This window comes from Enterobacter cloacae complex sp. ECL72 (genome assembly GCF_019056635.1).
Classification (GTDB): domain Bacteria; phylum Pseudomonadota; class Gammaproteobacteria; order Enterobacterales; family Enterobacteriaceae; genus Enterobacter; species Enterobacter hormaechei_C.
The window spans coordinates 1963800-1985701 of record NZ_CP077659.1; the positions used below are offsets into that span (position 1 = coordinate 1963800).

Annotated in this window: 36 protein-coding genes and 3 tRNA genes; all 39 read right to left on the reverse strand. The window is 52.0% G+C overall.

The annotated features are described in order from the left end of the window. The 39 genes from KTH07_RS09445 to KTH07_RS09630 all read right to left on the reverse strand — a co-directional run bounded on the left by KTH07_RS09445 (position 1) and on the right by KTH07_RS09630 (position 21870). Positions 1–2676 carry a tape measure protein gene (locus KTH07_RS09445; protein ID WP_063161905.1) on the reverse strand — a complete coding sequence of 892 codons (2676 nt, stop codon included), beginning with the start codon at positions 2674–2676 and terminating at the stop codon, positions 1–3. A 57-nt stretch (positions 2677–2733) separates the two neighbouring features. After that, positions 2734–3096 carry a hypothetical protein gene (locus KTH07_RS09450; RefSeq protein ID WP_032668722.1) on the reverse strand — a complete coding sequence of 121 codons (363 nt, stop codon included), beginning with the start codon at positions 3094–3096 and terminating at the stop codon, positions 2734–2736. 108 nt (positions 3097–3204) lie between these two features. Beyond that, on the reverse strand, positions 3205–3900 hold the full coding sequence (locus KTH07_RS09455) for a DUF6246 family protein (RefSeq protein WP_045332033.1): 696 nt from the start codon (positions 3898–3900) through the stop codon (positions 3205–3207). 50 nt (positions 3901–3950) lie between these two features. After that, positions 3951–4703 (reverse strand): Ig-like domain-containing protein, encoded by a 753-nt coding sequence (locus KTH07_RS09460; RefSeq protein ID WP_045142329.1) that lies wholly within the window; start codon positions 4701–4703, stop codon positions 3951–3953. Positions 4704–4772: 69 nt separating this feature from the next. Beyond that, a complete protein-coding gene (locus KTH07_RS09465; protein WP_045332036.1) occupies positions 4773–5162 on the reverse strand; it encodes a hypothetical protein in 390 nt (129 codons plus the stop codon). Continuing rightward, a complete protein-coding gene (locus KTH07_RS09470; RefSeq protein ID WP_045332038.1) occupies positions 5159–5527 on the reverse strand; it encodes a hypothetical protein in 369 nt (122 codons plus the stop codon). Before KTH07_RS09470 ends, KTH07_RS09465 begins: the two co-directional genes overlap by 4 nt. A 2-nt stretch (positions 5528–5529) precedes the next feature. Continuing rightward, positions 5530–5886 (reverse strand): hypothetical protein, encoded by a 357-nt coding sequence (locus KTH07_RS09475; protein WP_045332040.1) that lies wholly within the window; start codon positions 5884–5886, stop codon positions 5530–5532. After that, the gene (locus KTH07_RS09480) at positions 5886–6059 is read right to left on the reverse strand and encodes a hypothetical protein (RefSeq protein WP_045332043.1); all 174 of its coding nucleotides are present in this window, start codon (positions 6057–6059) and stop codon (positions 5886–5888) included. The genes KTH07_RS09475 and KTH07_RS09480 overlap by 1 nt, the downstream gene beginning before the upstream one ends. Continuing rightward, positions 6059–6439: a hypothetical protein gene (locus KTH07_RS09485; protein ID WP_032648628.1), complete on the reverse strand. Its 381-nt coding sequence runs from the start codon at positions 6437–6439 to the stop codon at positions 6059–6061. Before KTH07_RS09485 ends, KTH07_RS09480 begins: the two co-directional genes overlap by 1 nt. A gap of 2 nt (positions 6440–6441) precedes the next feature. Continuing rightward, positions 6442–6807, reverse strand: a complete 366-nt coding sequence (locus KTH07_RS09490; RefSeq protein ID WP_063161906.1) for a hypothetical protein — start codon at positions 6805–6807, stop codon at positions 6442–6444. A gap of 9 nt (positions 6808–6816) precedes the next feature. Next, positions 6817–7914, reverse strand: a complete 1098-nt coding sequence (locus KTH07_RS09495; RefSeq protein WP_045332050.1) for a major capsid protein — start codon at positions 7912–7914, stop codon at positions 6817–6819. Positions 7915–7923: 9 nt separating this feature from the next. After that, the gene (locus KTH07_RS09500) at positions 7924–8358 is read right to left on the reverse strand and encodes a hypothetical protein (RefSeq protein WP_045332052.1); all 435 of its coding nucleotides are present in this window, start codon (positions 8356–8358) and stop codon (positions 7924–7926) included. 3 nt (positions 8359–8361) lie between these two features. Further along, positions 8362–9558, reverse strand: coding sequence for a DUF2213 domain-containing protein (locus KTH07_RS09505; RefSeq protein ID WP_045332055.1), 1197 nt, complete (start codon positions 9556–9558; stop codon positions 8362–8364). Between the two features lie 12 nt (positions 9559–9570). Continuing rightward, positions 9571–9771: a hypothetical protein gene (locus KTH07_RS09510; protein ID WP_045332059.1), complete on the reverse strand. Its 201-nt coding sequence runs from the start codon at positions 9769–9771 to the stop codon at positions 9571–9573. Between the two features lie 69 nt (positions 9772–9840). Further along, the gene (locus tag KTH07_RS09515) at positions 9841–10353 is read right to left on the reverse strand and encodes a hypothetical protein (RefSeq protein ID WP_126530051.1); all 513 of its coding nucleotides are present in this window, start codon (positions 10351–10353) and stop codon (positions 9841–9843) included. 38 nt (positions 10354–10391) lie between these two features. Further along, positions 10392–11408, reverse strand: a complete 1017-nt coding sequence (locus KTH07_RS09520; RefSeq protein ID WP_074147557.1) for a phage minor head protein — start codon at positions 11406–11408, stop codon at positions 10392–10394. Further along, positions 11335–12792 (reverse strand): DUF1073 domain-containing protein, encoded by a 1458-nt coding sequence (locus KTH07_RS09525; RefSeq protein WP_045332063.1) that lies wholly within the window; start codon positions 12790–12792, stop codon positions 11335–11337. Before KTH07_RS09525 ends, KTH07_RS09520 begins: the two co-directional genes overlap by 74 nt. 28 nt (positions 12793–12820) lie before the next feature. Beyond that, a complete protein-coding gene (locus KTH07_RS09530) occupies positions 12821–14296 on the reverse strand; it encodes a hypothetical protein (protein WP_063161908.1) in 1476 nt (491 codons plus the stop codon). Beyond that, positions 14296–14811 (reverse strand): hypothetical protein, encoded by a 516-nt coding sequence (locus tag KTH07_RS09535; protein WP_063161909.1) that lies wholly within the window; start codon positions 14809–14811, stop codon positions 14296–14298. The genes KTH07_RS09530 and KTH07_RS09535 overlap by 1 nt, the downstream gene beginning before the upstream one ends. Positions 14812–14814: 3 nt before the next feature. After that, complete coding sequence (locus KTH07_RS09540; RefSeq protein WP_063161910.1) at positions 14815–15021, reverse strand: hypothetical protein; 207 nt, start codon at positions 15019–15021, stop codon at positions 14815–14817. Then, positions 15018–15236, reverse strand: a complete 219-nt coding sequence (locus tag KTH07_RS09545; protein ID WP_063161911.1) for a hypothetical protein — start codon at positions 15234–15236, stop codon at positions 15018–15020. Before KTH07_RS09545 ends, KTH07_RS09540 begins: the two co-directional genes overlap by 4 nt. Before the next feature lie 344 nt (positions 15237–15580). Next, a complete protein-coding gene (locus KTH07_RS09550; protein ID WP_032634152.1) occupies positions 15581–15772 on the reverse strand; it encodes a hypothetical protein in 192 nt (63 codons plus the stop codon). 164 nt (positions 15773–15936) lie between these two features. Beyond that, a complete protein-coding gene (locus tag KTH07_RS09555) occupies positions 15937–16482 on the reverse strand; it encodes a KilA-N domain-containing protein (RefSeq protein WP_063161912.1) in 546 nt (181 codons plus the stop codon). A gap of 235 nt (positions 16483–16717) precedes the next feature. Next, complete coding sequence (locus KTH07_RS09560) at positions 16718–17185, reverse strand: lysis protein (RefSeq protein WP_075607019.1); 468 nt, start codon at positions 17183–17185, stop codon at positions 16718–16720. Beyond that, positions 17182–17484, reverse strand: coding sequence for a hypothetical protein (locus KTH07_RS09565; RefSeq protein ID WP_045622350.1), 303 nt, complete (start codon positions 17482–17484; stop codon positions 17182–17184). Before KTH07_RS09565 ends, KTH07_RS09560 begins: the two co-directional genes overlap by 4 nt. Then, entirely contained in the window at positions 17481–17975 is a 495-nt protein-coding gene (locus KTH07_RS09570) for a lysozyme (protein WP_063161914.1), read from the reverse strand. The genes KTH07_RS09565 and KTH07_RS09570 overlap by 4 nt, the downstream gene beginning before the upstream one ends. Beyond that, the gene (locus tag KTH07_RS09575) at positions 17953–18177 is read right to left on the reverse strand and encodes a class II holin family protein (protein ID WP_023622516.1); all 225 of its coding nucleotides are present in this window, start codon (positions 18175–18177) and stop codon (positions 17953–17955) included. The genes KTH07_RS09570 and KTH07_RS09575 overlap by 23 nt, the downstream gene beginning before the upstream one ends. 184 nt (positions 18178–18361) lie before the next feature. Then, a tRNA-Thr gene (locus KTH07_RS09580) sits at positions 18362–18436 on the reverse strand. 5 nt (positions 18437–18441) lie between these two features. Then, positions 18442–18516: transfer RNA gene (locus tag KTH07_RS09585), tRNA-Gly, on the reverse strand. A gap of 5 nt (positions 18517–18521) precedes the next feature. Then, positions 18522–18596 (reverse strand) — tRNA-Asn (locus KTH07_RS09590). A 98-nt stretch (positions 18597–18694) separates the two neighbouring features. Beyond that, positions 18695–19384, reverse strand: a complete 690-nt coding sequence (locus KTH07_RS09595) for a bacteriophage antitermination protein Q (RefSeq protein ID WP_063161915.1) — start codon at positions 19382–19384, stop codon at positions 18695–18697. Next, a complete protein-coding gene (locus KTH07_RS23465; protein WP_100249779.1) occupies positions 19381–19497 on the reverse strand; it encodes a hypothetical protein in 117 nt (38 codons plus the stop codon). The genes KTH07_RS09595 and KTH07_RS23465 overlap by 4 nt, the downstream gene beginning before the upstream one ends. Next, positions 19494–19856: a crossover junction endodeoxyribonuclease RusA gene (gene rusA / locus KTH07_RS09600; RefSeq protein ID WP_060578461.1), complete on the reverse strand. Its 363-nt coding sequence runs from the start codon at positions 19854–19856 to the stop codon at positions 19494–19496. The genes KTH07_RS23465 and rusA overlap by 4 nt, the downstream gene beginning before the upstream one ends. Then, a complete protein-coding gene (locus KTH07_RS09605) occupies positions 19853–20143 on the reverse strand; it encodes a DUF1364 domain-containing protein (RefSeq protein WP_015964709.1) in 291 nt (96 codons plus the stop codon). The genes rusA and KTH07_RS09605 overlap by 4 nt, the downstream gene beginning before the upstream one ends. Beyond that, positions 20136–20306, reverse strand: coding sequence for a NinE family protein (locus KTH07_RS09610; RefSeq protein ID WP_047731075.1), 171 nt, complete (start codon positions 20304–20306; stop codon positions 20136–20138). The genes KTH07_RS09605 and KTH07_RS09610 overlap by 8 nt, the downstream gene beginning before the upstream one ends. Further along, complete coding sequence (locus KTH07_RS09615; RefSeq protein ID WP_032104836.1) at positions 20306–20761, reverse strand: YbcN family protein; 456 nt, start codon at positions 20759–20761, stop codon at positions 20306–20308. The genes KTH07_RS09610 and KTH07_RS09615 overlap by 1 nt, the downstream gene beginning before the upstream one ends. A 173-nt stretch (positions 20762–20934) precedes the next feature. Beyond that, the gene (locus KTH07_RS09620; RefSeq protein ID WP_063161917.1) at positions 20935–21417 is read right to left on the reverse strand and encodes a hypothetical protein; all 483 of its coding nucleotides are present in this window, start codon (positions 21415–21417) and stop codon (positions 20935–20937) included. Between the two features lie 13 nt (positions 21418–21430). After that, positions 21431–21688 carry a DNA polymerase III subunit theta gene (locus tag KTH07_RS09625; RefSeq protein ID WP_059509570.1) on the reverse strand — a complete coding sequence of 86 codons (258 nt, stop codon included), beginning with the start codon at positions 21686–21688 and terminating at the stop codon, positions 21431–21433. Further along, complete coding sequence (locus KTH07_RS09630; RefSeq protein ID WP_063161918.1) at positions 21688–21870, reverse strand: hypothetical protein; 183 nt, start codon at positions 21868–21870, stop codon at positions 21688–21690. Before KTH07_RS09630 ends, KTH07_RS09625 begins: the two co-directional genes overlap by 1 nt. Positions 21871–21902: the final 32 nt, after the last annotated feature.

Below are 21902 nucleotides of genomic sequence, written 5' to 3' on the forward strand. Positions count from 1 at the left end.
TTATAACTGACCTCGAGGTGTTCTTTTCGCAGTTGTATTGCCAGTGATAGCCTGCGATATAGGACCTCCATTATTCAAGTCAGCAATAATGGCATCCACGGTTATTGTACCATCCCCGTTGTTCGTAGCTTGAGCGTCAAATGTGGCACTCGTCATATTCTGAACGTTGATTATGACGCTAACTCCGCCCCCTGCGGTCATATCTTTGTTGCTGATCACCCTGCCGTTGTCGCCCGGTATCATGTACTGCTTACCGGTACTGGCCTGGTAAATCTCCGGCTTCCCTCGCTCACCGACCTGATAAAGACCTCCTGCATTCACCGGGCCGCCATTGTAACGCATACCGGTTAAAGCAAGGCCCTGTGCCAGGCCTACCGTTGAAGCAATTCCTGTCATGGCAGGAACTGAGTTGGCCCCAAATGAAGCGAGGCTAGCCATGGCGGCGGCAGGAGCCCAAGCTGTAGCCAATATTGCAGCCTGAGATGCTCCAGCAGCAGTAGCCGCTGCGCCCAATGTCTGACCGATAATGAAGTTTTTGAGTGCCTCAACCCCAACCTGGACTAGCGCATTGACCACGCTGTTCAGCATCGTATTCCCGAGCGAACGCATAGCATCCTGCGCTGACATCGTTCCGGTGATCAGCCCGGTTAACGCATTAGATGCATTACCTGAAAACGCATCCACCGCGCTTGTCAGCATTTCATAACCAAGACCTTGTTGACTGAGCAATTGCCACTGAGCGGCTGTCATCTGCTCATTGAACTGGTTTTCCTGCGCAGTCTTCAAGGCAAGGTACTGGGCATCGGTAGCTGCCTTTGCAGCAACGAACTGATCGTAATTTATTTTCCCTTTTTGGTAACTTTGCTGGAGTATCGCCTGTTCCTGCTGCTGATATTGCTGCATCAGGGCTAACTTCTGGTTATTTTCGTTCACCAGTTGCTGTACCGGGTCAACTTCGGCTCGGGCAGAAGCTACGGGATTGACTGTGGCCTGGGCGTTAATCTTGGCGAGGTTATTCTGGTGCTCGAGCGCCATTTTCTCCGTGGCAGCGTTATACTCCTTGAGATCTATTTTCCCAGCGTTCAGTGCGGCCTTCAGATTTTGCATGGATTCGGCGTAGGATTTATTCTCCGCCTGCAAAGGCATTGCCTTAAGTGATTCCGTAACCCCTTTGGCTGCCGCTGATGCATCCCATGCTTTTGCTGCATATTCACCGGCCTTTTTGATTTGCTCCTGGGTTGCAGAATTTCCCAGTGACTGCTGAGCACGTAATATGGCCTGCTTTCTGCTTAGCTCCTCCGTTGAATCAGCTGCCAATTCTGACTGCTGACGCAAATTTTCAAGCTTATTTGCAATTGATTCGGACTGCGCCTCAGTTTTCTTGCCAGTTTTATTGCTTTCCTTTCTCGCCTCGGTTACTCGGTACGTCTCCGCATATTCATCCTGAAGAGTCTTGATGCGTTTCGGATCCGTAACCCCAGCGTCGGCAGCATCATACTGAGCCTGAAGCCTTGCTCTTGCCTCTCCTTCAAGTTTGGCTAGAGCGAGCCTGCGCTCAGAGTTTTTCACCAGCTTGGATGTTGCTGCATCGTCTCCGCTTGTTTCGGTCTTGAACCCTTGGTTGTTCTTAGCATCACTTGCTGCTTTAGCTCTGATGTGAGCAATTTCACCTTCGACCTGCTTTAACTGAACGGCGGCCTGCGCACGACGAGTCTGGAATACGGAGTCTGTCTCATACCAGCGCTGACCATCTTTAAGCTCGGAGTTTAATTCTTGCTGTAGCTTGATAAGCTTCGGCATTCTGGAAGAATCACCGACATTTTTATTGTAGTAATTAAGATTATCAGCAACGCTTTGCATCAACCCCGCCAGGGTCGAGGTCAAGCCAATCGCCTGATTGATGTCGTTAATGGCGTTTTTAAATGCTACGTCCAGACTATTTTTCGCCCTGTCGATATTGACAGGCATCTTGTCGAACTCTTCGTTAACAGACTGGGATTGTTTTTGAATAGCGTTAAGGGCATCTTCAGCCGTTAACTTGCCCTCCAGCATTCTCTTGCGGAGATCACCAATCGATATTCCAAGTCCAGACGCAATCTGGCGAGCAAGCTCTGGCATTTGCTCAAGGATGGAGTTGAACTCTTCGGCTCGTACTGTGCCGCCGGCGATTGACTGCCCGAACTGGCGAAGTGCGTTAGCCATTTCCTCTGAGGATGAACCACCGATAGTGCCTATCTTTTGAAGCGTCGAAGTAAGCGCAAGGATCTGAGAGTTAGTTGCACCAGCGCTTTTTAATGCTGTGGTCAGTGATTCCCACAAACGCTCTGTTTCAGAAAGGCTGTTACCTGTTTGTGATGCAATAGCTGAAAGAGCTGACATAGTCTCTTTCGCTGTATCAATACTTGGGCTGAGCCTGGTGATCCTGGCCTGCAAGGTAGCCATCTCATCACCAATCGCAATCAGCCTTTTGGCCGTCTCGATGGTGAAAGCTGCGGCAATCGCCACTCCTACTTTATTAAGCGCTCCCTCAAATCGGCTAACCGACCCGGATGCTCGGTCGAAATTGGAGCCCATTTTATCAAGCCGATCGTTTACTTTACGCTGTGCTTCAATAAGCTCTGCTACGTCCATTTGGACTTGATAAACAATATTCCCAACCTGTTCACTGTTGGCCATGCTTTTCTCCGGGCATAAAAAAACCCGCCGGAGCGGGTTTTAATGTTCAAGTGTTTATTACTTACATCTATTTGGAATGTCTTTTTCTGCAATCTCACCTTGCTTTGTGAGATCGTAAATTGTCGGATCGTCTATAGAAATCTGGCTTGCCTTTTCAACCACAGGGGCAATAAATACCAATGAGGCTTTATTATCACCTTTGGTCACTTCAGCCTTGCCGCATACGTTTCCAAATCTGGCGTACACTGTGTCTCTGTCGTCAGGGAAGAAATTAACTTCCTTTAATGAAACGACTTTTACGTCTTTTGGAAAGAAACCGCTTTCTGCTCTTTGTTTCACAGCATTGACAATTTCTGCATCAGTAGCCGCCATAACACAAGGTGCAGCGAGCAGCGTTCCCAATAAAATTAATGTACGCATCTTTCTATTCCCCATTGGTAAAAGTGGAAACATCCTAACCAGGAATAGCACAGTTGCAACGGAAAAGGCTGATTTATTGACTTCAAAAGCTGGTAGACCGAAGTTCGGTTACTTCTGATTCTCCCTTGCCAGCCTGCGCTTACGTCGCGCAAAGTAGTCATCTGCCGCGCTATCGTACTCATCCCGCGTATACCCCTTCTGTTCAGGGTATTTAGCAACCAACATCATCTGGAACTCTGTCATAGTCAACTGCGCGGCCTCTTCTTTGCTGATGTTAAAGTGATTTCTCGCAGCAATGATGTAATCCGACGCCCTGAATTCATTGGTAGGCTCGTTCGATTCGTGGCGCTGTAGCTTACGTAATTTTCCCTTCCCGATAACACCGTGCATCATCAATCTTTGAGCGATAATGACCATTTCCTGAGGCGACATAATACCCTGCCGCCACCTAAATCCGCGCTTCCGGCTTTTACTTGGCTTCATCCAGCCGATAAGATCCCCTACATCATCCTCACAGCATGCAGACAAAACCGTATGCGCAGCCATGATCGCCTTACGGCTTAGTATGCCGCTCTTGATGTAGTGAATTACATATTCAGGCAGGCTATCATATTCTGAATGAATGTAGGATTCGGCAGCCTTCTTGATGAGATTAGCGGCCTCATCATTATAAAGATCGTAAAACGTCTGAACGATTTCTACCGGATCGCCGATACTTGATATCGCGAGAAATGACGGGCGGAAAAAGTAGTCCTTATCCCCGACACTAATAAGGCATTCTCCAAACTCTTTAACTGGTGTCATCTATCCCCCCATAAGCAAAATCAAGGGCAGCGATCTACCCTTTGTTTTGCTTACACAGTGACAGTTACGGTGTGGGTTGCCGTGAATGCACCATCATCAGTGGTGACAGTAATCACTGCGATTCCCGCCGTAGCCCCCGATGGGGCAGATACAGTTACGGTACTACCTGAGAAAGCCACCGTAGCGCGAGCTGGCACGGATGAAGTGACAGTAAATACTTTATTGTCAGCATCTTCTGGGGAAATGTTCACGGTGAACGTTGTACTTGAACCAGCCGCAATAGAACTGCTGGTTGGTGTAACCGTCACGCCTGTTACCGCGATATCGCCATCAGCTTCGGTGATCTGGAAAGTAGAACCATCTGCCAGCTTGAACTCAAAGCTGTAGGTGACAATTTCCTTTACGCCGCCACCATCACTGGCACCAGACGGCACCATGTAGCCGATGTGATAATAATCGCCCCAATGGAAACGCATCCACACGCCAGGCTGACGGCGGGCGCGTACCTCATCAACGATATACTTCACGAACTGCTGAACGCCGAATTCGTCGGTGCGGTCCTTAACACGCACCTCACCTTCAATCGAATAGGTTGGATCGAGGCTGGAGATCAGGTTTGAACTGAATCCGCCATTATCCGCATCAGACGTCAGCGCCTCAGGACTTAAATCCCACGTAGCCGAAGTTGGAAGACCCATCAACTTCCAGTCACCTTCCTCCGGCACCATGTCAGCGCATCCGTACGCCAGTTCCAGCGTCTTCGCGCGACCAATTAGTTGTTCGTTATTGGAGCAGCCTTGCATCGTTGCTTACCTCATTTCTGATAATAAAGAAGGCCGCTCAGAGCGACCTTGTGTGATGTTGATTTTTAGCTATCCGCCGAAGAGACAGGCAAATTGCAGGCGCCACACCATACGCCCTTCGGTAGTCATTACAGGTGATGGTATGCCGCCCATATTTGAGATTTGCCCCAGGCAGCGATTTGTCATCGGATTGGCTTTCACATATTCGATAATGGCTTCAACATCGGCCTCGGCTTTGGCCTTATCGCCCTTAGCCGTTCCTGCAATAACGTCAACCAGAACGTAATAATCAGCTGCCATATCCCGGTCTATCGCCGTGCCGCCATTTGGGCGGAAGACAATGAACCGATCGGTTAGTTTTCCAGAATCTACCCAAGACAAAGACTGGATGATGTAGCCAGTAGTAAGCCCAGCATCAACGAGCACGTTGCGAACACGCTTATACATCGGAGTGGTCAAAGTGATAGTTCCTTCTTAATTACCGCGTCGATTTGCCTGCGGGTATCATCAAACCCTTTGGTTAAAAACTCCTTCCTGGCCGTCGCCCGGCGGAAGTTCTGAGGTACGCTTGGGTCATGGACGTATGCAGCATAGTTAGCTGAATAACCCACCCGGCCAGTCACGCGATTGCCATTTACAGTAATCTCGCGGAACTGGCTATTGATGAGGGTGGATGTATCGATCGGGGTATAGAGCGTCGCTTGCGATCCGCCGATAATCAAAGCTGATTGCATGGCTCTGACGACCTTTCTCCCCTGAATATCACCAACCAGAGCATTAAGGTTTTTCTTCGCCTGGCTGATGCCCTTCACTTTGATGCCCATGGCTACACTCCCGTAATTATCGCCCAGTCATCTTCCAGACCGTCGAGAGTGTCGTTCCAGCGCGTCACGTGACGGACCTCATCAGCACCTGCTACGACCGGATCCGGCTCAGCGCTTACACCAATCATGATGTAGTCGCCCTCATCGGCCAGTGCGTATGCCGTGAAAAAGGTGTTCTTAACGACCACTTCTTTACCGATTGAGCCGAGCTTTGCCGACAAGCCGCCGATGTAGTCGCACATGATGGTTTCAGGCGGTTCATATGGTTCGACAGGATCGCCCCACTCGTCATTACCGCCAGCTCCCTTGCGCCATATCGTGCATGGCTTGTTGTATGACCATGAAGCAGTAGACGACATCAGCCCTCCTTCCAGCGCAGCACCTTCGCGCCGGTCGCCCGGATGCGCTCACAGTTGATATACCACTCGCCGTCCGATTTCACGTAGCCGGTAGTCTCCCGCCCGGTGTCGGTCATCACCCAGACGCGGGTGAACGAGCGCGGTAGACCGTGCTTAACTGATTTGTATGTCATCAGCAGCCCCCAACCACCATGAACAACCCGACACTATTACCAGCGCTGATCGGTAACTCACCGGTGCAACCGCTGGTATCAAGCCGGGCCAGCGAGTCACGCAGCCAGGTAATGCTGTCGTCGCCATATTCAAACGAGCGGGACGCGCCAGACGGCGCCCCCTGCGATTTGATTCGGCGCGCGCCGGAGGACGTAGCCATAAGCGCTGCGGCATACATCAGGATCAGCTTCGCGGTGCACTCGTCATACCCAGCACCATCGAGGCACGGAATAATCTTGTTCACCACGCAGAGGATCGGATCCAGCAGCGCGCCCGGGATGGAGTAACCCAACTCACCGAGGAACGCCTGCACGTCTGCCGCTGTGATTGGGTCAGCCATGGTTATTTCGCCTTCTTGATTGCTTCCGCCAGTGCCGCTTCGGCTTCGTCAGCGCGTTTGGTTTCTGCTGCCAGTGTGTCGGCGTGAGCCTTGTCTTTAGCTTCACCATCGGCGATTAGCTTTTGGTTCTGCTCCACTGCGTCGGCGAGTTGCTTTTGAAGGGCCGTCAGATCTGCCGCAGGAGCGGAAGGAGTAGCCACTTCGAAGGTAAGCTTCTCGCCTTTCTTCTTGTCGGTCTCCTTCGCCTTGCCAGTGCTGATCCAGCGCTCAGCTGTTGCATCGTCCACATCCACCACTGAACCAACCTCCAGCTTGCGGAGGTTGGCACCGGCGTGCAGGTTGCTTGCCACGATTTCTACCAGTGCCATGATTTATCCTTAGCTTGATGCGTGAATTACGGAGTATTTGTTGTTGATGTCCTGCTTGACCATCAACCCCATTGCACCCCAGGTGCGCCAGATGTAGTCGCTGTTGTACTCAGGACGCGGAGATGCAACGGTACCGATAGCCTGGCCGACGATTGGAGCAATGACGCCAGCAGACAGCGGAACGATGACGATTTCGTTACCTGACAGTTGGCTGTCTTCTTTAATCGCCGCAACGCCGGTCAGCTTCAGGATTTCATCCATGATCGTTCCGGACTGAAAGTTGTCGGAGAAGTAGCGTTCCAGGTTGGAGATGATTTCGCCGGATACATACCAAGTCTGCTCTGCATACTGATTGTTTACGCGACGCATCTGATCACGCAGCGCGATTGCCCCAGATCGGATAGCCTGAGACGTTGCGGTGCCAGAGGTGAAGTCGATATTAAGGCCGGAAGCGCCAAGGTCGATCTGTGCTACACGCTCATCGTCACGCAGCCCTTTCCAGGTAAGGCCGTCGAATACTGCAAAGTTGCCAGCCTTATCGCGGAAGCCGTTGAAAATGTAGTCAACGTAACGACGCTGTACATCTTCTACAGAACCACGCTGAGCATCCGACTGCGACTGCAATGCCTGCGGGCTGTTGAAGATTGGATCACGCCATTCGAACTTAAAGCCCGAATCGTGGATAGGAACCATGGTGCCATCGAAGGAATAGCTGCGAGCATCCAGCGCCGCACCAACCTGACCGGACATGGAAGTATGAGCCCAGCCGCGGCCACCGGTACGAGCGTAATCGTAACGAGACTGCTCAATTCGAACGGAGCGAGAAAGCGGCATCAGATCGTTCAGCAGAGTGAACTCGGTATTCGGCTCGAACTGCTGAAGAACAGTTGTGTCGAAAGCGCGATACAGGCGACGAATATCGTCAACTGCATTCACCGCATCGAGATAAGGAGCATTTTCTGCATCGCCACGGAACTGAGTCCGCGCCAGAAAATCTGCTGCTGCCTGAGCACTGGCGTTTCGCTCAATTTCGAGTGCACGCCATTGCGCCTGATTTACCGCGAGGTTACCGGTCTTTTCACCGATAGACTTGGAGAATACAAACATATCCGCTCCTTATTTGATTACGACACGAAGCAGATCGCCTGCCGCCGCTGTGTATGATTTGTCTTCCTCGACGTAGCAGCGCACTGACTCATCGCCAGCAGCCACTTTGACTCGACCGTTTGCAATAGAGAGCGCTTGTCCCTTGGTGTAGGTGCCGGCTGCGGCACGAACGTTCAGGAACATGCCCGGCAGAGGTTGAATACCTACGACAAGCTCTCCAGCCGGGATAGCGTCGTCCACTGACAGGCAGCGCAGATAGTCTTTGTTGGCCACGTAGAGAATTGCAGCTTCATTACCATCAACTGAGGCCGTGAATTTGTCCGTTGCGCTGAAGAAGCCAATGGTTCCAGGAGGGGTTGATGCCGCAGCTGCGCCTTCACGGTTAAGCAGCGGATTAGGGAACACGCCGCCGGCGTGGATAATATGCTTTCCGTCTTTAGCCATTTTTTACTCCGGCATTTCGCTGACTGATTGGGTATTAGTAGCCTGATGGCGGAATGCACCGTTCAGGCCGGTTGAGGTCTGGCACTGTGCGAACAGCTCTTTCAGGGGCTCGCCGTCCAGTGCGTTCACAGCGATATCTGTCATGCCAAACTTGGCTTTCACAGCAGCACGCATGTTGCCCTTCTCGCTTTCTGCGTTGGCATTGATCTGGCTATTCAAAGCAGTTACCTGGTCGGTAAGTGCCTTAGCCCACGCTGGCATCTCTTCGCTGTTGGTGGTCTGCTCTTTATCCTTCTTGTCATCCGCCTCTTTCTTCTCACGTGCGGACTTCTCTTCAGGCGTTTCTTCTTTGCTGTCGGCGTTTTCTGCCAGCATCTGGTTGTATGCGTCCATCAGTTCGGCATCGGTTTTACCGTCAACCGATTTACCTTTGGCCTTCAGCGCATTAACGATGAGCTCTTTCATCGGGTCTGTTTCCTTCTGGGTTGAATCGCTGTTGGCGCCGAAAAACGCCTTTAGCTGGTTGAAAAATGATTTGAAAGCGGGGTCTTGCGGGTCTGGGTTATTGGACTCTTCGAGATTGACGACCTCGATTTCAAGTTCGTCACCTTCGGCGTTTACGAAGATGCCCACGCCCTCCTCCGGCGTACCGGCGCCAGGCTCATCGAGCAGCACAGCAACATGGTCAAACATCATGTTTGTGGCGATCTCGTTGTACTTTTTTCCCTTTGACTCGCCATTTGCGGCGATGCCGGAATACAGCAGGCCGGTGGAGATGTGGATCGGGTCGGAGTTGGTACCGGCCAGCATCTCATCCAGGCGGTTGATCAGGCGTTTGCCCTTATCGCTGGATTCGGCGTACTGGCGGTTAACGTACATATCGCCCGTCACCTTCCCGTCTTTGTGGCTGACGTTCTGTAGCCAGGCCCCGACGTGGTACTCGTTCACCGCCCGGACATCCCGCGCCGACACATGCTTACCGTCCACTTTAGGGTGGCCCAGCGGCATCGGGTTACGCTCGAGCGTGTTGTAGGCCTTTTCGATTTCTGCTGCCGGGTACAACTTCCGGTTCATCACAATATCGTCCACGACAGGCGTGATGCCGCGAACCACGATATGTGGCTTGCCGTCGATGGTTTTAGTGGTGATGTTTGAAGCGGAGTTGACGACGGTCAGCACGTTGACGCGGTTGCGTTTCATGCTGGGTCCTCGTTAGTGGGAGTTTTCGGTCATCACCTGAATCAGGTAATCAGCACAAGCCTCTCCGTCGGTGGATTCACCTTCCTGGTAAGCACCAGGGTTGTGCTTATAGTCGTCGCACCACTTCACGAAAGCGGCTCTGATTTGCGCCTCAGTGAACAGGCGACCGTGATTAATATCTTTCGGTGCTTCATCAGGTACGGGAATGCTCACGCTGCGTCCTCATTGGTGGATTTCAGGCAATAAAAAACCCGCCGGAGCGGGTTCATAGTTCTATCTTATTCACTTAAAGTTAAGTTCATGTTTAGCATCGTCAACAATCAACTCAATCAGATTATCTACCTCAAGAGCCATATCGTTATAAGCCGCCTGCTCAGGATAATTTTCCTCATGTATCATCTCATCAGAATTAGCGTCCAACGTAAAAAACCAAGTTAGATGCTCTTTAGTTGTTTCACTTAAAGATATTGGAGCTAAAACGTACGAGCGCCTCAATTGCTTCTTTAATTCATGAAACTGATCCCAATCGAAATAATAATCTGGAACTTCAGACAGTGTTTGCTCAGCTCTATATATTCTTTCGTAATGGTTTGACGCTGCATGGTATATGGCTTTCATCTCAATAAGGATATCTACAAGATCCCCATAAGCCTTATGTTTCTTCTCCCACCACTTTTCATTGTGAAAGCGCTTTAAAGCGAAACTTGCAGTAAACCAAGCAACCGCAACCCCAATAGTTATCGGGCCAATTAGGGTTAGAATATATGAACCAACTTCCTGAGGTATAATGCTCATCAACTTAAGACCATGAAAAATGATTATGCTATTTAGCACTAATCAGAATCAGCTTTCCACTGCTGACGCTCTTTTTTCAACTTCTCCTCCAGCCCTTCATTGAAAATGCTGCCGTCGTCGTTGAGCAGCACCGGAATCTGGCCGCAGTAGCAGTGGTATTTGTTACCATCTACTGCATACCAGTCGCGCACCTCTTGCACGGTTCTGACCTTTCCATGCCAGAATGCGTGCGTTGTCCTAGTGGTAGGCTTCAGCGCAGATAGATGGAGAAGACCAGTATTCAGCCCGAGCCTCTCGGAAGCCCAGTCCGTCTCATTCCATTGAGCTTCACGCAGCGCGCCGACCTGCTCGGTCTGAGCGATGTTCTTCGCCTTCGACATAGACACATCGAGGCGCTTACTGATGACGCTGGCCGTCTCGCGAGGATTCACGCCGCGCGCTACCGCATCGGTGATGATGTTGGTCAGGTCGCCGCGGGCGGTGTCGCTGATGACCTTCCAGTCACTGAACGTTGTCAGCCTGGCCGCCGATATCTGGTTTAGATAACCGGGACTGCTTAAAAGCTGCTGTAGCGTCGTCTGGCTGGCGTACACCTGTGACTGCTGCGAGAGGTTGTTGAATGCCTCCAGCGTGCCGCGCTGCGCTTCTGCGACGACATAATCCATCGCCCAGAGGTTTTTCTCGCCACCATCCAACAGGTAATCGTCGAGAATGGCCTGCACTGCTTCCAGCAGGTCCGCCAGTTCCTGCGCCGACATGTCGTAGATAAACTTTCCGGCGTTGACCTGGTAGAGCCGCATATCCGCGCCGTGGTCGTGGTCGTGGTCGTGGCACATGAAATGCCAGTTATGGCTGTTTACCTCACGCTCTCGCCCGGTCAGGCGCTGGTCGAACAGAGCTTTCAGTGCGCGCTTGATGCCGAGATACCGTTCCTCGATATCCCGGAACATCGCGGTAACCTGCTTTGCCGAACGGGTCGGGTCAACCTTGCTGCGCGGAACTACCGGTGTCCCGACTTTCGTCTTTTGCTCCGGTGTCATCGGAAAGAGGATCATCGGTCGTTACCTTTTTATTTGGGTCAGGCGGCTTAATATCATCACGCGGCTCAAGTTCTCCCGCTTCCCTGACCTCGTTCTCATCAACAGCCGGTGTGCCGTAGGCTTGCTGGGTATCCTTCGCCACCGCAGCCATTTCCTTCATGTTGGCAATCTTCTCTTTCTCACTTGGAGCGAGCAGATCAGGCCAGGTTAACGTGATTTCGCCAGATTTAGGTGGTTCGATAACTTCCACGGTCCATAGGCGTTCGATAACAGCGGTTACACGGCCAGTCTGGAATCCAGCACGACGTCCATTACAACGCTTAGCAAAGTCGTTCTTATCTTGATCGGAGGCCAGGCGGCCCGTTTGTTGACCAAAAGTAATGGTGAAAGGTATCTGTACGGATGAAGAGAACTGATTTGCACTGACCGTCCATGTAGGGCTCGGGTCGGCAGCAGCCACAGACAGAACCTTAGCCTCTCCGTCCTGAGTAACCAGTGCCGAGTCAGTACCTGAGTTCAGTTTCTGGATGGCGGCGTTCAGCGCCTCAGCCAGTCCTGAGTAACCAGCTTTCTTCGCCTCTTCGATAATGGTCTTGAGGTTTGTATCCTTCGACATGTTAATGCCGAGCTGCCTGCTGGCGTTTTTCAGGAAGCCCTCGGCACTACCACCGGAGGTCTTTGCCATGTCGAGCAGATCGTTATAACCAGCACGTAAGAAAGGAATGCCAGCCAGCGAAGTCTCGTCTTCTGACCCTTCGCAAAACATGATGATGCGCTCAGGGTGGATCTTAATAGACCGCATCGGCCCGGGAATATTTCCGTTATCGCCGACCTGCTGTTCCTGGAAATAGTAGAACTTCGGCATGCCGTAGTCTGGAGACTTTTGGTCCTGCTCAAGCTCACCGGGTTTAACCTGCGCTTCCCATGCGGGGATCATCTTGACCAGGCCGCGCTCGCGAGAATTACGCATCACGCTACGATCGACTGGCTCCCACCACTCCTTGCTGTCTGCAAACTGGAGGATAAGTGCTGAGTAATGCCCGACCAGGTTGCGCCGATCTGCATCCTTCACTTTCGCCCAATGCTTCTTCATGAGCTTGGTGACTTTCTTTTCCCACGGCGTCGACTTCTTCGACTTCTTCGTCTCATCGCCGTCGACGATCACCGGGGTATCGGTCCAGCATGCATCGAGCAACTTATGCACCGCGCCGAACGCCGCGCCGTTACGCTCATACATGTTGTAGAAGTGGTCGAAGTCGAGTCTCTCCGGGTAACCAAATTCGCACCACAGATGGTGACGCTTCGTGTTACCGGACTTCCCAAGCCCTGATGCATACAATTGGCGCGCGCGCCCAACCTCGTTAAGGCTGTTCACAATGAGCCCAGCGAGGACTTGCATTTCTGTAGTGTTACTCACTGAGTTTTCCTTATGTGAAGAAGATAGCTCCAACCTGTTTATGGTTATTCTTCGCTACCGCAAAGTAGCGAAAGCCATCGGCGCCGTGTGATGTGAAGTCATGAAGTGGCTTATCTTTCCAGCAGCCGCGCTTGACATCCCACTCCTTGCGATATCCCTCAAGGTGGGAAATGCCTTCAGCGCATTTCTCTTCATCGAAAACACAGGATGGGAGAATTTCACGCACCGACTCAATGCCGGTATCAACTCCGACTTTTGGCACCACCTGGAATGTCATGCTGTAAACCTGCCCGTCGATTTCATACCCTTCACGGGCAAGTTCTCTGCGGGATTTGGCGTCAGCACCGAATTCACGATTATCGATGTCGTGCGGCCCCCAGTGCTCACCGTACTCATAACCCCTATCCTTCAGCACCTTCATGTAGTGCCGCAGGCCTTCACCAGAGTTTTCGTAGTAGTCGATGATATGGAACTCTTCGCCAACCTCGCGAACGAACCAGATCGCCGTGGAGTCACCCACACCGATATCCCAGAACGTGTGTACCGGGAGGTGCGAGTTATCAGGGATTTGGCCGATCCTCTTATTGGTGTAGAGCCAGCGGAACTGTTTTGCGTAATACGCGCCCTCGACAGACTGCTGGAACGCCTCGGCCGGAATGGTCGGGTATTCGCGCTTCATGTCGTCGCCGAGCGTTTTCTCTTTGGCGTAGTACCAGGCTTTCTGGCGCTCATTGACGATTACGCCGTGCTTAGCCTCCATTTCAGCGAAGTACTCAAGCAGGCGCACCGGCAGCGTTTCAACCGGGTCGATTGCGTATTGCGGGTTCTTCCACCAGGAGAAGAAGAAAAACTTCCAGTCCAGCGCGGATAAGTGCTTGCCCTGTAGCAACGCTTTCTCTGCCATCTGGCAGTAATCAAAGAAGTAACCCGCCCGTCCCTCTGCCGTGCTCTCGATAGTAGCGAAGCATCCCGTCGATACCGCCTCAAACGCACCAGTGACGATCTCACGGGCTTTGTCCGGATACTTGGCGCATATCTTTCCAAACTCGGAAACGTGAAGGTAGCGCAGCGTACCACCACGAAACGACGTGCTGACGTATAGCGAGCCGCCCTTCTTAAAGACCAGCTCACCAGACGAGTCATTGCTCGCCGGGTTGGCCGCCTTTATCTCTGCTGGCAGCTTGTCGTATGCGTACTTCACCTTTTCGCGGAACAGGCGCTTTGCGTCATTCAGCGTATGGGCGATCAGCGCGCATTTAGCCGACTCGAACAGGGCTGCGTCGAGCTGGATGATGCACACTTCAGTTGTGAAACCGAGCTGGCGAGCTTTCAGAATGATGTTGCGGGTGTGGATCCCCTCAAAGTATTCACGCTGCTCAGGCGTCATCCTGAAGCGCGTTGGCTTACCCTCTTTGTCGGTGATCCAGTAGAGATTGTTAAGCCGCCAGTCTTTGTCGGCCAGCAGCTTGAGATGCTCAGGTTTCATTACGCCCCCTGAGACAGTGAATCCATCAGGTTAGACAGGTCATCAACCGTCTTATTGCCTTCCTCGGTGTCGAGGTTATACGCCTTACGCTCAGCGTTTATCACTTTTATCTGAGCATCGACACCGGCAGTGATCGAGCGAGACATTGAGGCGTGATTGTCTTCCGTAATTTCTGCGTCTTCGAGGAAGTCGCGGAGCTTATTGGTGATGCCGCGCCATGCCGCCAAACTTTCCCGATGAGCCATGACTACAGCGGCCGCCTCATCGGATGCCCGGTCAATAATCTGCTCATCAGTAACCACTAGTGACTGGTTACCTTCTTTGGTTACCGACTTGGTTACCTTGGCTTTCGTTGCCGCCCTGACCTTTTCTGTCAGATCGCGCTGCCACCCTTCTTTGTTTGCTCTCTTTAGGATGGTGGCGTGGTTAACGCCATGCTTTTCCCCGATGGCCCTTACTGACAATGAACCAGCCCGGTAAGCCGATTCAATGGCCTCCCAATCTGGTTTGCTCATTGGTTACTCCGTCGTTTGTTCTGCCTTTCCCTTGGCCTTTAGGTAATCGCGGGTCACGTCTACCAGCAGGATTCGAAGCGCCTCGTCTTCAGAGATGCGCGGGCTAAGTCCGTTAGTGCGGCGCAGTAGCTCTTTGGCTACGACCTGAGCCTCTTCTCCCGCCGCTGAAACATCCAGACTCAGGGTAACCGGGATAAATGCGCTCTTCATGATGCGGACTCCTCAGTCTCTGCCGGTGCTTCCTCTGCCGATACTGGCGTGAACTCCACGCGCTTCACATCGGCAGGAGCGAAATACAGCCATTGGCCCGTTTCTGTCGCCAGCGGCACAAAGCCGTTAACCAGCTCAGGCTGACGTCGTGACATCTTGCCCGTGAAGGTTTCGCCTGTTTGGGTGGTTAGCGTGATTTGGTAGATGTCGGACATTGATAGCCTCTTTATCCGCTTGTGAAGTCCAACATGTTGGACAAAGTGATTTCTGCATTAAAGACCACTCCTGATGGAAGGGATCCGCAGCAAAATAATTAGAGACCACTATAGAGAGAGGAATTCGCCTCCCTCGTTTCTATAGGAGGTTACATGTTCTCAGAATTTATTATTTCTTTAGCCATTGCTTACGCGCCATCCATCAACCAGATTGTCAGAACACTTTGCCTGGCAATCAGCCTTGCGCTTTTAAAACGCTACGGCATTATCAAGCCCACCCGTAGATGAGCTTTTAATAGAAATAAAAAAACCGCCATGGGAGGCGGTTCTTAAAAAATTATGTATTACTTAACGAAAGTAATACTTTGAGGGTTAAGCACTAAAACCTGTCCATTTTCCCGCTCAACTAATGCTTTCACTGGTGTGTGGAGCTGATTAGAATCGTCGTAAGTTTCGATTGGAGCGAATTGTAAGAATGTGCCTTCCTCTCTTGCCCCGTGAATTGGGAAAGTACATTTTTGACCTTCATTTGCCATTTTAGAGCCCCTTTTTACAGTTAAAGAGGCATTTTATAACAGAAAATAGATAACTCGCTAAGCCCTTATAAAACACTTATTGGTTACAAAAGAGATTGACCTCGTAACGAAGAGCCGTTGTGAAAGTAGATCTTAGCTACAAACCCTGGTGTATGGGATGTAAATTAAGACGCTTTGGCTTCCATCAACTCGACCATATCAGGATCCATCTGGCTGACAATCCTCTCACGTGCGCAGTTAAGTAGCTTCTTCCTACCACCTACACCCCATTTATTCATAGCTCTGGCGCAGGCGCTGACCTCTTTAGTCTCATTGGCGATCAGCAGGTCAAGCCGATTGAGGCGAGACATATTGTTGATTCCGCTGAGTACCGCCTCCCGGAATGTTTCATAAACGCGGATTTCAAATTCAGGCCTAATCCATGCCGCATAGCGAATAGCTAACAACTCGGCAGCCCAGACGCCTTGGTTAACACCACCATTCACAATGTTAAGTGATTGATTTTCTTCCAGACGACATTTTTGTCCTCTGGAATCCAGTGCAGAAACAAAGCGCTTTACCGCCGCACTTCGTATGAATTTATTCGGCCTCTGTGATTCTGTCGCCTCACCATTGGAAACGGCTGCTGCATGCAGATCGTTCAGGTTATATCTCCCTGCGGAGTCAACCCGGACAGAAATGCCGTAGACATTCACGGTTTGTTTTGTCATGTCGGTAATTACCTTTTAGTGATGAACCTTGTCTCACAGGAAATCCGGCCCTCAGAGGCTCCGACAGCCAGCCGGCATCCTCAAGGGTCATCCTGAAAGGTTCTGAGTGGTGAAGTGCGCGTGAGATGCGCGGTGAAATTCAGATACAAAAAAGCCCCGCCGATGCGAGGCTCTGTGATTCTGCTACGGTTAAAGTCCAGAGGAGAGACTGTGTCAGAACCTCAGGGATGAGGCTCTATTTCAAGAACTGAGTATTGATGTATTCCTGCAGAACTCTCAGGGCTGACTGGTCTTGCTTAATTCCGGATCGGATACCGAGAACGTTTCGTCCAGCAACGTCAGAGAGTTCGACGGTGGCATCATGGCCCAAGCTGGAGGTGCCGGAGGCTTCGGTTGAGGCTGGCACAGGACAGCGTCCTTTGACGAGCACCCGACCACCATTATCAAGCTTGCGCTGCAGAGCATCATTCTCAGCTTTCGCATCGGCGAGTTCCTTCGTGTATTTGGCATCCAGTGCAGCGACATCACGCTGGCGGATCTGCATGTCTTTTATGGTGGCGTTAGCCAGGCTGAGTTTCTCAGTGGCTTTATCGCGCTGGTCTTTATAAGCGATGGCGTTGTCGCGGTAGTGGTTAATCGCCCAGGCCATGGAAACGAGAAGGCAGATAACGACAGCGCAAATGATGGATGTTAATCGGCTCATCGCTCATCCCTTACGGATTGCTGAACTTTTCCTACCAGTTGAGTATGCGAACCTACTTCTGAAATGCCGATACCACTTATGCCGATGTATTCCTTCCCGGTTTGCTGATCCTGAATGAGGTATACGCCACGCCAGTTATCGTAAGCCAGGGTGTCCCTGAACTCTGACATTTTGGTCACCTTAATGCGGTCTGCGTCAGAGGACAGTTGAGAGGAAACAGCCATTGTTGATTTTGCTGGCTCAGGGCCACGATCACAGGCCGTAAGCATGAATAAAGCTACCAGTAATGCCACTCTCATTTTTGGCTCCATTCGCATACTTCACGCTCAATCTCGCGTCGGGTAATAAGCCCCTTCCACTGCTTGCCACCTGCATACGTCCAGCGCTGCAGTTCTTTGCAGGCACCAGCTACATCACCGGAGTTCAGTTTTTTCAGCAGCGTGGATTTGCCGAACGCGCCAGCGCCCACGTTATAGGTGAACGAGTAAAGCGCCGCCCTGGTGGTCTCAGGGATACGAACCTTAATCAGCGGATCGATGGCGTTTGCCACCTTTCGCAGATCTGCCTTCAGCAGGGTGTCGCATTCTTTATCTGTGTAGCGGTGACCGCGGCGGATGTCAGCACCGGTGTGCCCATCGCAAACAGTCCAGACGCCGACCACATCCTGATAGGCGTAATAGCGCCGCCCTTCCAGTCCATCTGCATTGCCAAGCATTACTGCAGCAATGGTGATGGCTCCGGATCCGCCAACGATGGCACCCACCAGCTTATTCCTCAACGTTGGGTTCATCTCGGCTCCTGCTGCGGCGGTTGTCTTCGCGGATCTTGAAATAGAGATTCGTCAGATACGTCAGTACGGCAATGATGATACCCACCAGCACGCCGATAGCGTTCCACTGCTCGGGGCTGTAGGCATTAAGCATGCCGTTTAGGATGCTCCCGGCTGAAGCGCCATAGGCAGCACCAGTGGTTATTTTTTCCATGCGATACATGCTCTCACCTCGCGTAGTTAGCGGGTGCTGTTCGTGTAGTGGGAAAAGGCCGTCAGACACGATTGCTACGGGGCATCTGGAATTGATTGTCTGCGGCCTGAATAAAAAAACCCGGCGACAGGCCGGGAAGATGAGGGTAAGGCAATGTCGGCTCTCTGGCCGAAGGGTCCCAGGTAGTGGGTTCTGGTGCCGGGCAAAGGAATCGAACCTCTGACGCGCAGCTTACAAGGCTGCCGTTCTGCCACTGAACTAGACCGGCGCATTTGGAGCATCTGGCGGGGATCGAACCCGCATCTTCTGGTTGGAAGCCAGACGTAATTCCCAAACTACGACAGATGCAGAATTGGCGGGACAGGAAGGATTCGAACCTTCGACCATTCGGTTAACAGCCGAACGCACAACCGCTGTGCTTCTGACCCTGAAACGAAAAAGCCCCGCACGATGGCGAGGCTTGTAATTTTTTGTCGACCTACAAAGCTATGGCGACGATATCAGATTTACATGAAATATATGCGTTTCAGTTCGGTTTTGCAAGACTTACATCTAAATTTGTCGCCTTTTGTTGTGAACGTGATCGCGTTACAGAGATAAGCGCACCGCTATCGAGCCGCTTAAAGTTGTTACGCATTGCCAGCCAGTGAGGCAGATATGTCTCTGTCCATGTGGATTTAGCCACACCTGCCAGTTCTGCCAGGGCCTGATATTCGTACGTCTCACGCCCTGCTAGCTCCGCTTTGACGTCCTGCGCCGCCAGCAATATCAGTTTCTTCAGGCGTTCCATCGTCTTGCCGGCCACTTTCTTCGCGCCGAGCTGCTCCAGGAACTCTGCCCACGCCCACTGAGTGATCGCTACCTGGTACTCAAAGCGGATATTTTCGCTGTAGTTCCACAGCAGCCAAGCTTTCTGGTGGTCATCCAGCGACAGGACAGCCCGGCGCCAGGATGCGGTCACGAACTCAACCGGGCCCACCAGCGCGATGGATGAGCCCTTTGCGCGGGACTGGCTACCGCTCATCGGCGGGCCGTCCGGGTTGACCATGCGCTGCTTATCTTTGTCGAATACCTTTTTCCGTCCCCTGCTGCGCGCAGTCGCGCTGAATTGCGCGTTCTCGGCGAAAGCTACCAGCTGCCCTTTCGTAGCCCCGCTCAGATCTGCGGTCGCCACAATAAGCTGCTGACGTACGTATTCCAGTTGCTGACTGTTCATGCGGCTTCCTTATGTGGCTGATTGGTATTGGTCTGGCTGTGCTTTGCTACTGGCGGCATGCTGGCGCGCTTAACGCTTTCGGCCTGATACCGCAGGAAGTCTGTGTGGTTCATTCGGCCTCCAGTTCGGTGATGGTCAGTTCAAGCCTGCCGCCTTTGACGATTGGCATCCTCTTCACGCTGTAATAGTCGACCTGCTGGTCATCGAGCCAGAACCCAGATTTCGTCAGGGCGTCGAAGGCAGCCTTTTGCAAGTTATCCAGGTCCCGGCGGCGGCGATCCGGCATGTGGCACTCGATACGGATTTTCACGGGTGTTGCAAGGCCAATATCCAGCATTGAGTCTTTGATGATTCTGCCGACGCTGTCGCGGTACGCCTGCCCTTCTGCGCTGATGTGCGTGCGCCCGCGGTTATGTCGGTAGTAGCGGTTGTTGCTCGGAGGCCATGGGAGGCTAATGCGGTATTCATTCATGCTTTTACGAGCCCCTCTTTAAGCCAGATGACCTGCGTGCGAGCCATGCCTTCCAGCGCGCACTCCTTTGCATATTCCGCATCTACCAGACGGGTGCGGCGATCAATCTCGTCGTGGCAACTGCTGCATGCGATGGTGGCGATCAGGTCAGGCGGCTTGATTCCGGTCCCGCAGAGACCAGCAAGACGAATGTGAGCCAGTACTGAGGTTTCAGGATTGCCGTTGCATACGCCGGGGATCCGCACCTGACATTCGCGGCCGCGCGCCGCCTTGCATAAATTAGCCATGCGCCCTCCGTGCCGCGAGACGCAGCCATTTCTGATCCACCAGGCGGGCGGTGTAGCCTTTCAGTGTCGGGATGTCGGACGGATTAACCACGGGCTTGCGCTGGCGGCGCGCCGGAACGCGGAATATTTCGTTGGTGATGACGCGAGAAAGCGGAGTAGACATCAGGCCTCCTGCTTATCGCGCAGTTGCTGGTACTCGCAGCTCTGCGGGATGGTCAGGTGGCAGCCGATATTCATCGCCCAGGCTTCTACTTTGCACAGGAAGATGTACATCTCGCCAGTTTCCAGCTCTGACGTATGGCGGAGAGATTGAACCGTGGTGACCTCGCCGGACACGACGTCTACCCTGTCCTTGCTTTCGTAGCCGAGATAGGTGTGCTTCATCGCGTCTTTGACCCACTCAGGCGTAGCGAAGGTCTTGCCGCGCGCGATCAGGTACTCGCTAATTTCCGTGTACCACATGTGGCTGAGCGCGTTCTGCGACAGGCTGCGCTTCTCGCGCCATGGCTTAACCTGAAGGCGGAAGCATTGCCCTGCATCCAACAATGGCTGAATCTGCTGGCCTATGGCCGCGAAGTTACCGCGATGGAGTTTGATGCCGTCTACGGGCAGAGTCATACGGCCTCCTTAACGGAAACCGCAGAATGCAGAAAATCGCAGGTGCATTTCTGCATCTGTGACAAGGTGAGGAGTTCAGATTGTGGTCGCATTTAAGTCCCCTTAAATGCGCAGAAGTCACCGGAGTTGTTCAGGCTCCGATGACATGATTATGGCGGGTTGATTGTAGAAAATCAAAGGTCAGGGTTAAAATTCACATCTCTAAAACCCAGAAAATGGGCATTAGCATTCCATAGCGCAACTAATTCACGAATCTCCGATATAGGACCTTTGCTTTGAAAGGCCCCATCAGGTGGAGATCCGTTTCTAAATGAGGTTACGATATTATGGTTCAGCCGCTCTAAGAAAAATTCGCCCGCTTCTTCCTTGCTCATTCCTGCGTTTTTATCCATACGAGATACCATATTTCTCGCCGTATCGATGGCGAGAATAATGTTCGCAAATTGCGGGAAAGTCCATTCAGCGTCACTTTTCCCCGTAGAAGATAAATTTGCCCTCTCGGCCTGATAAGTGAGTGCATCCTGAATATTTCTTCTTAATGTTTCTCTAAATGCTTGCTTCTGAAAATTAATTCCTTTCCATGTAACAAAAAGACTGATGCCAGCAGCGACGGCAGAGGCGCAACCAGCGATAGCACTCCATGAGTCTGGGCTCATAAATCCCCTTAAGTTATTTTTTCTCGTTCTGGCTGGCCATCTCGATATAACGCGGATCGGATGCCAGCGGCAACTTTATGCTCTGCTCGCGGTAGTATCGCACGCGCTCCATGAAATACTCGCGTAGATGCTCTGGTTGCTCACGCGCTACTTGGTCTGCGATAACCGGCATATTCAGGCGCTCTTTGTACGCCACTCCGGACGCCGCCAGGTCAACATTAACCTTATCGCGCTCTTCCTGCGGCTTTGCAGCAATATTCCAGTCAGACATTAGTCAGCAGTCCTCCCTCTCTTCTTTCTGGTCTCATAAGGAGATCTAAAACCATCAACAGATTCAACCTCTCCAGCATCAAACCGTTTCGCATTTGCAATTTGTGATTTCCTCCATAACTTTTTATGTCTTTTCATTGAAGCTTTATATTTTTCTGCTGGAGTCATTTCTTCGTTAGACATAAAACCCCCTCGGTTATTTGAGGGGATTATAG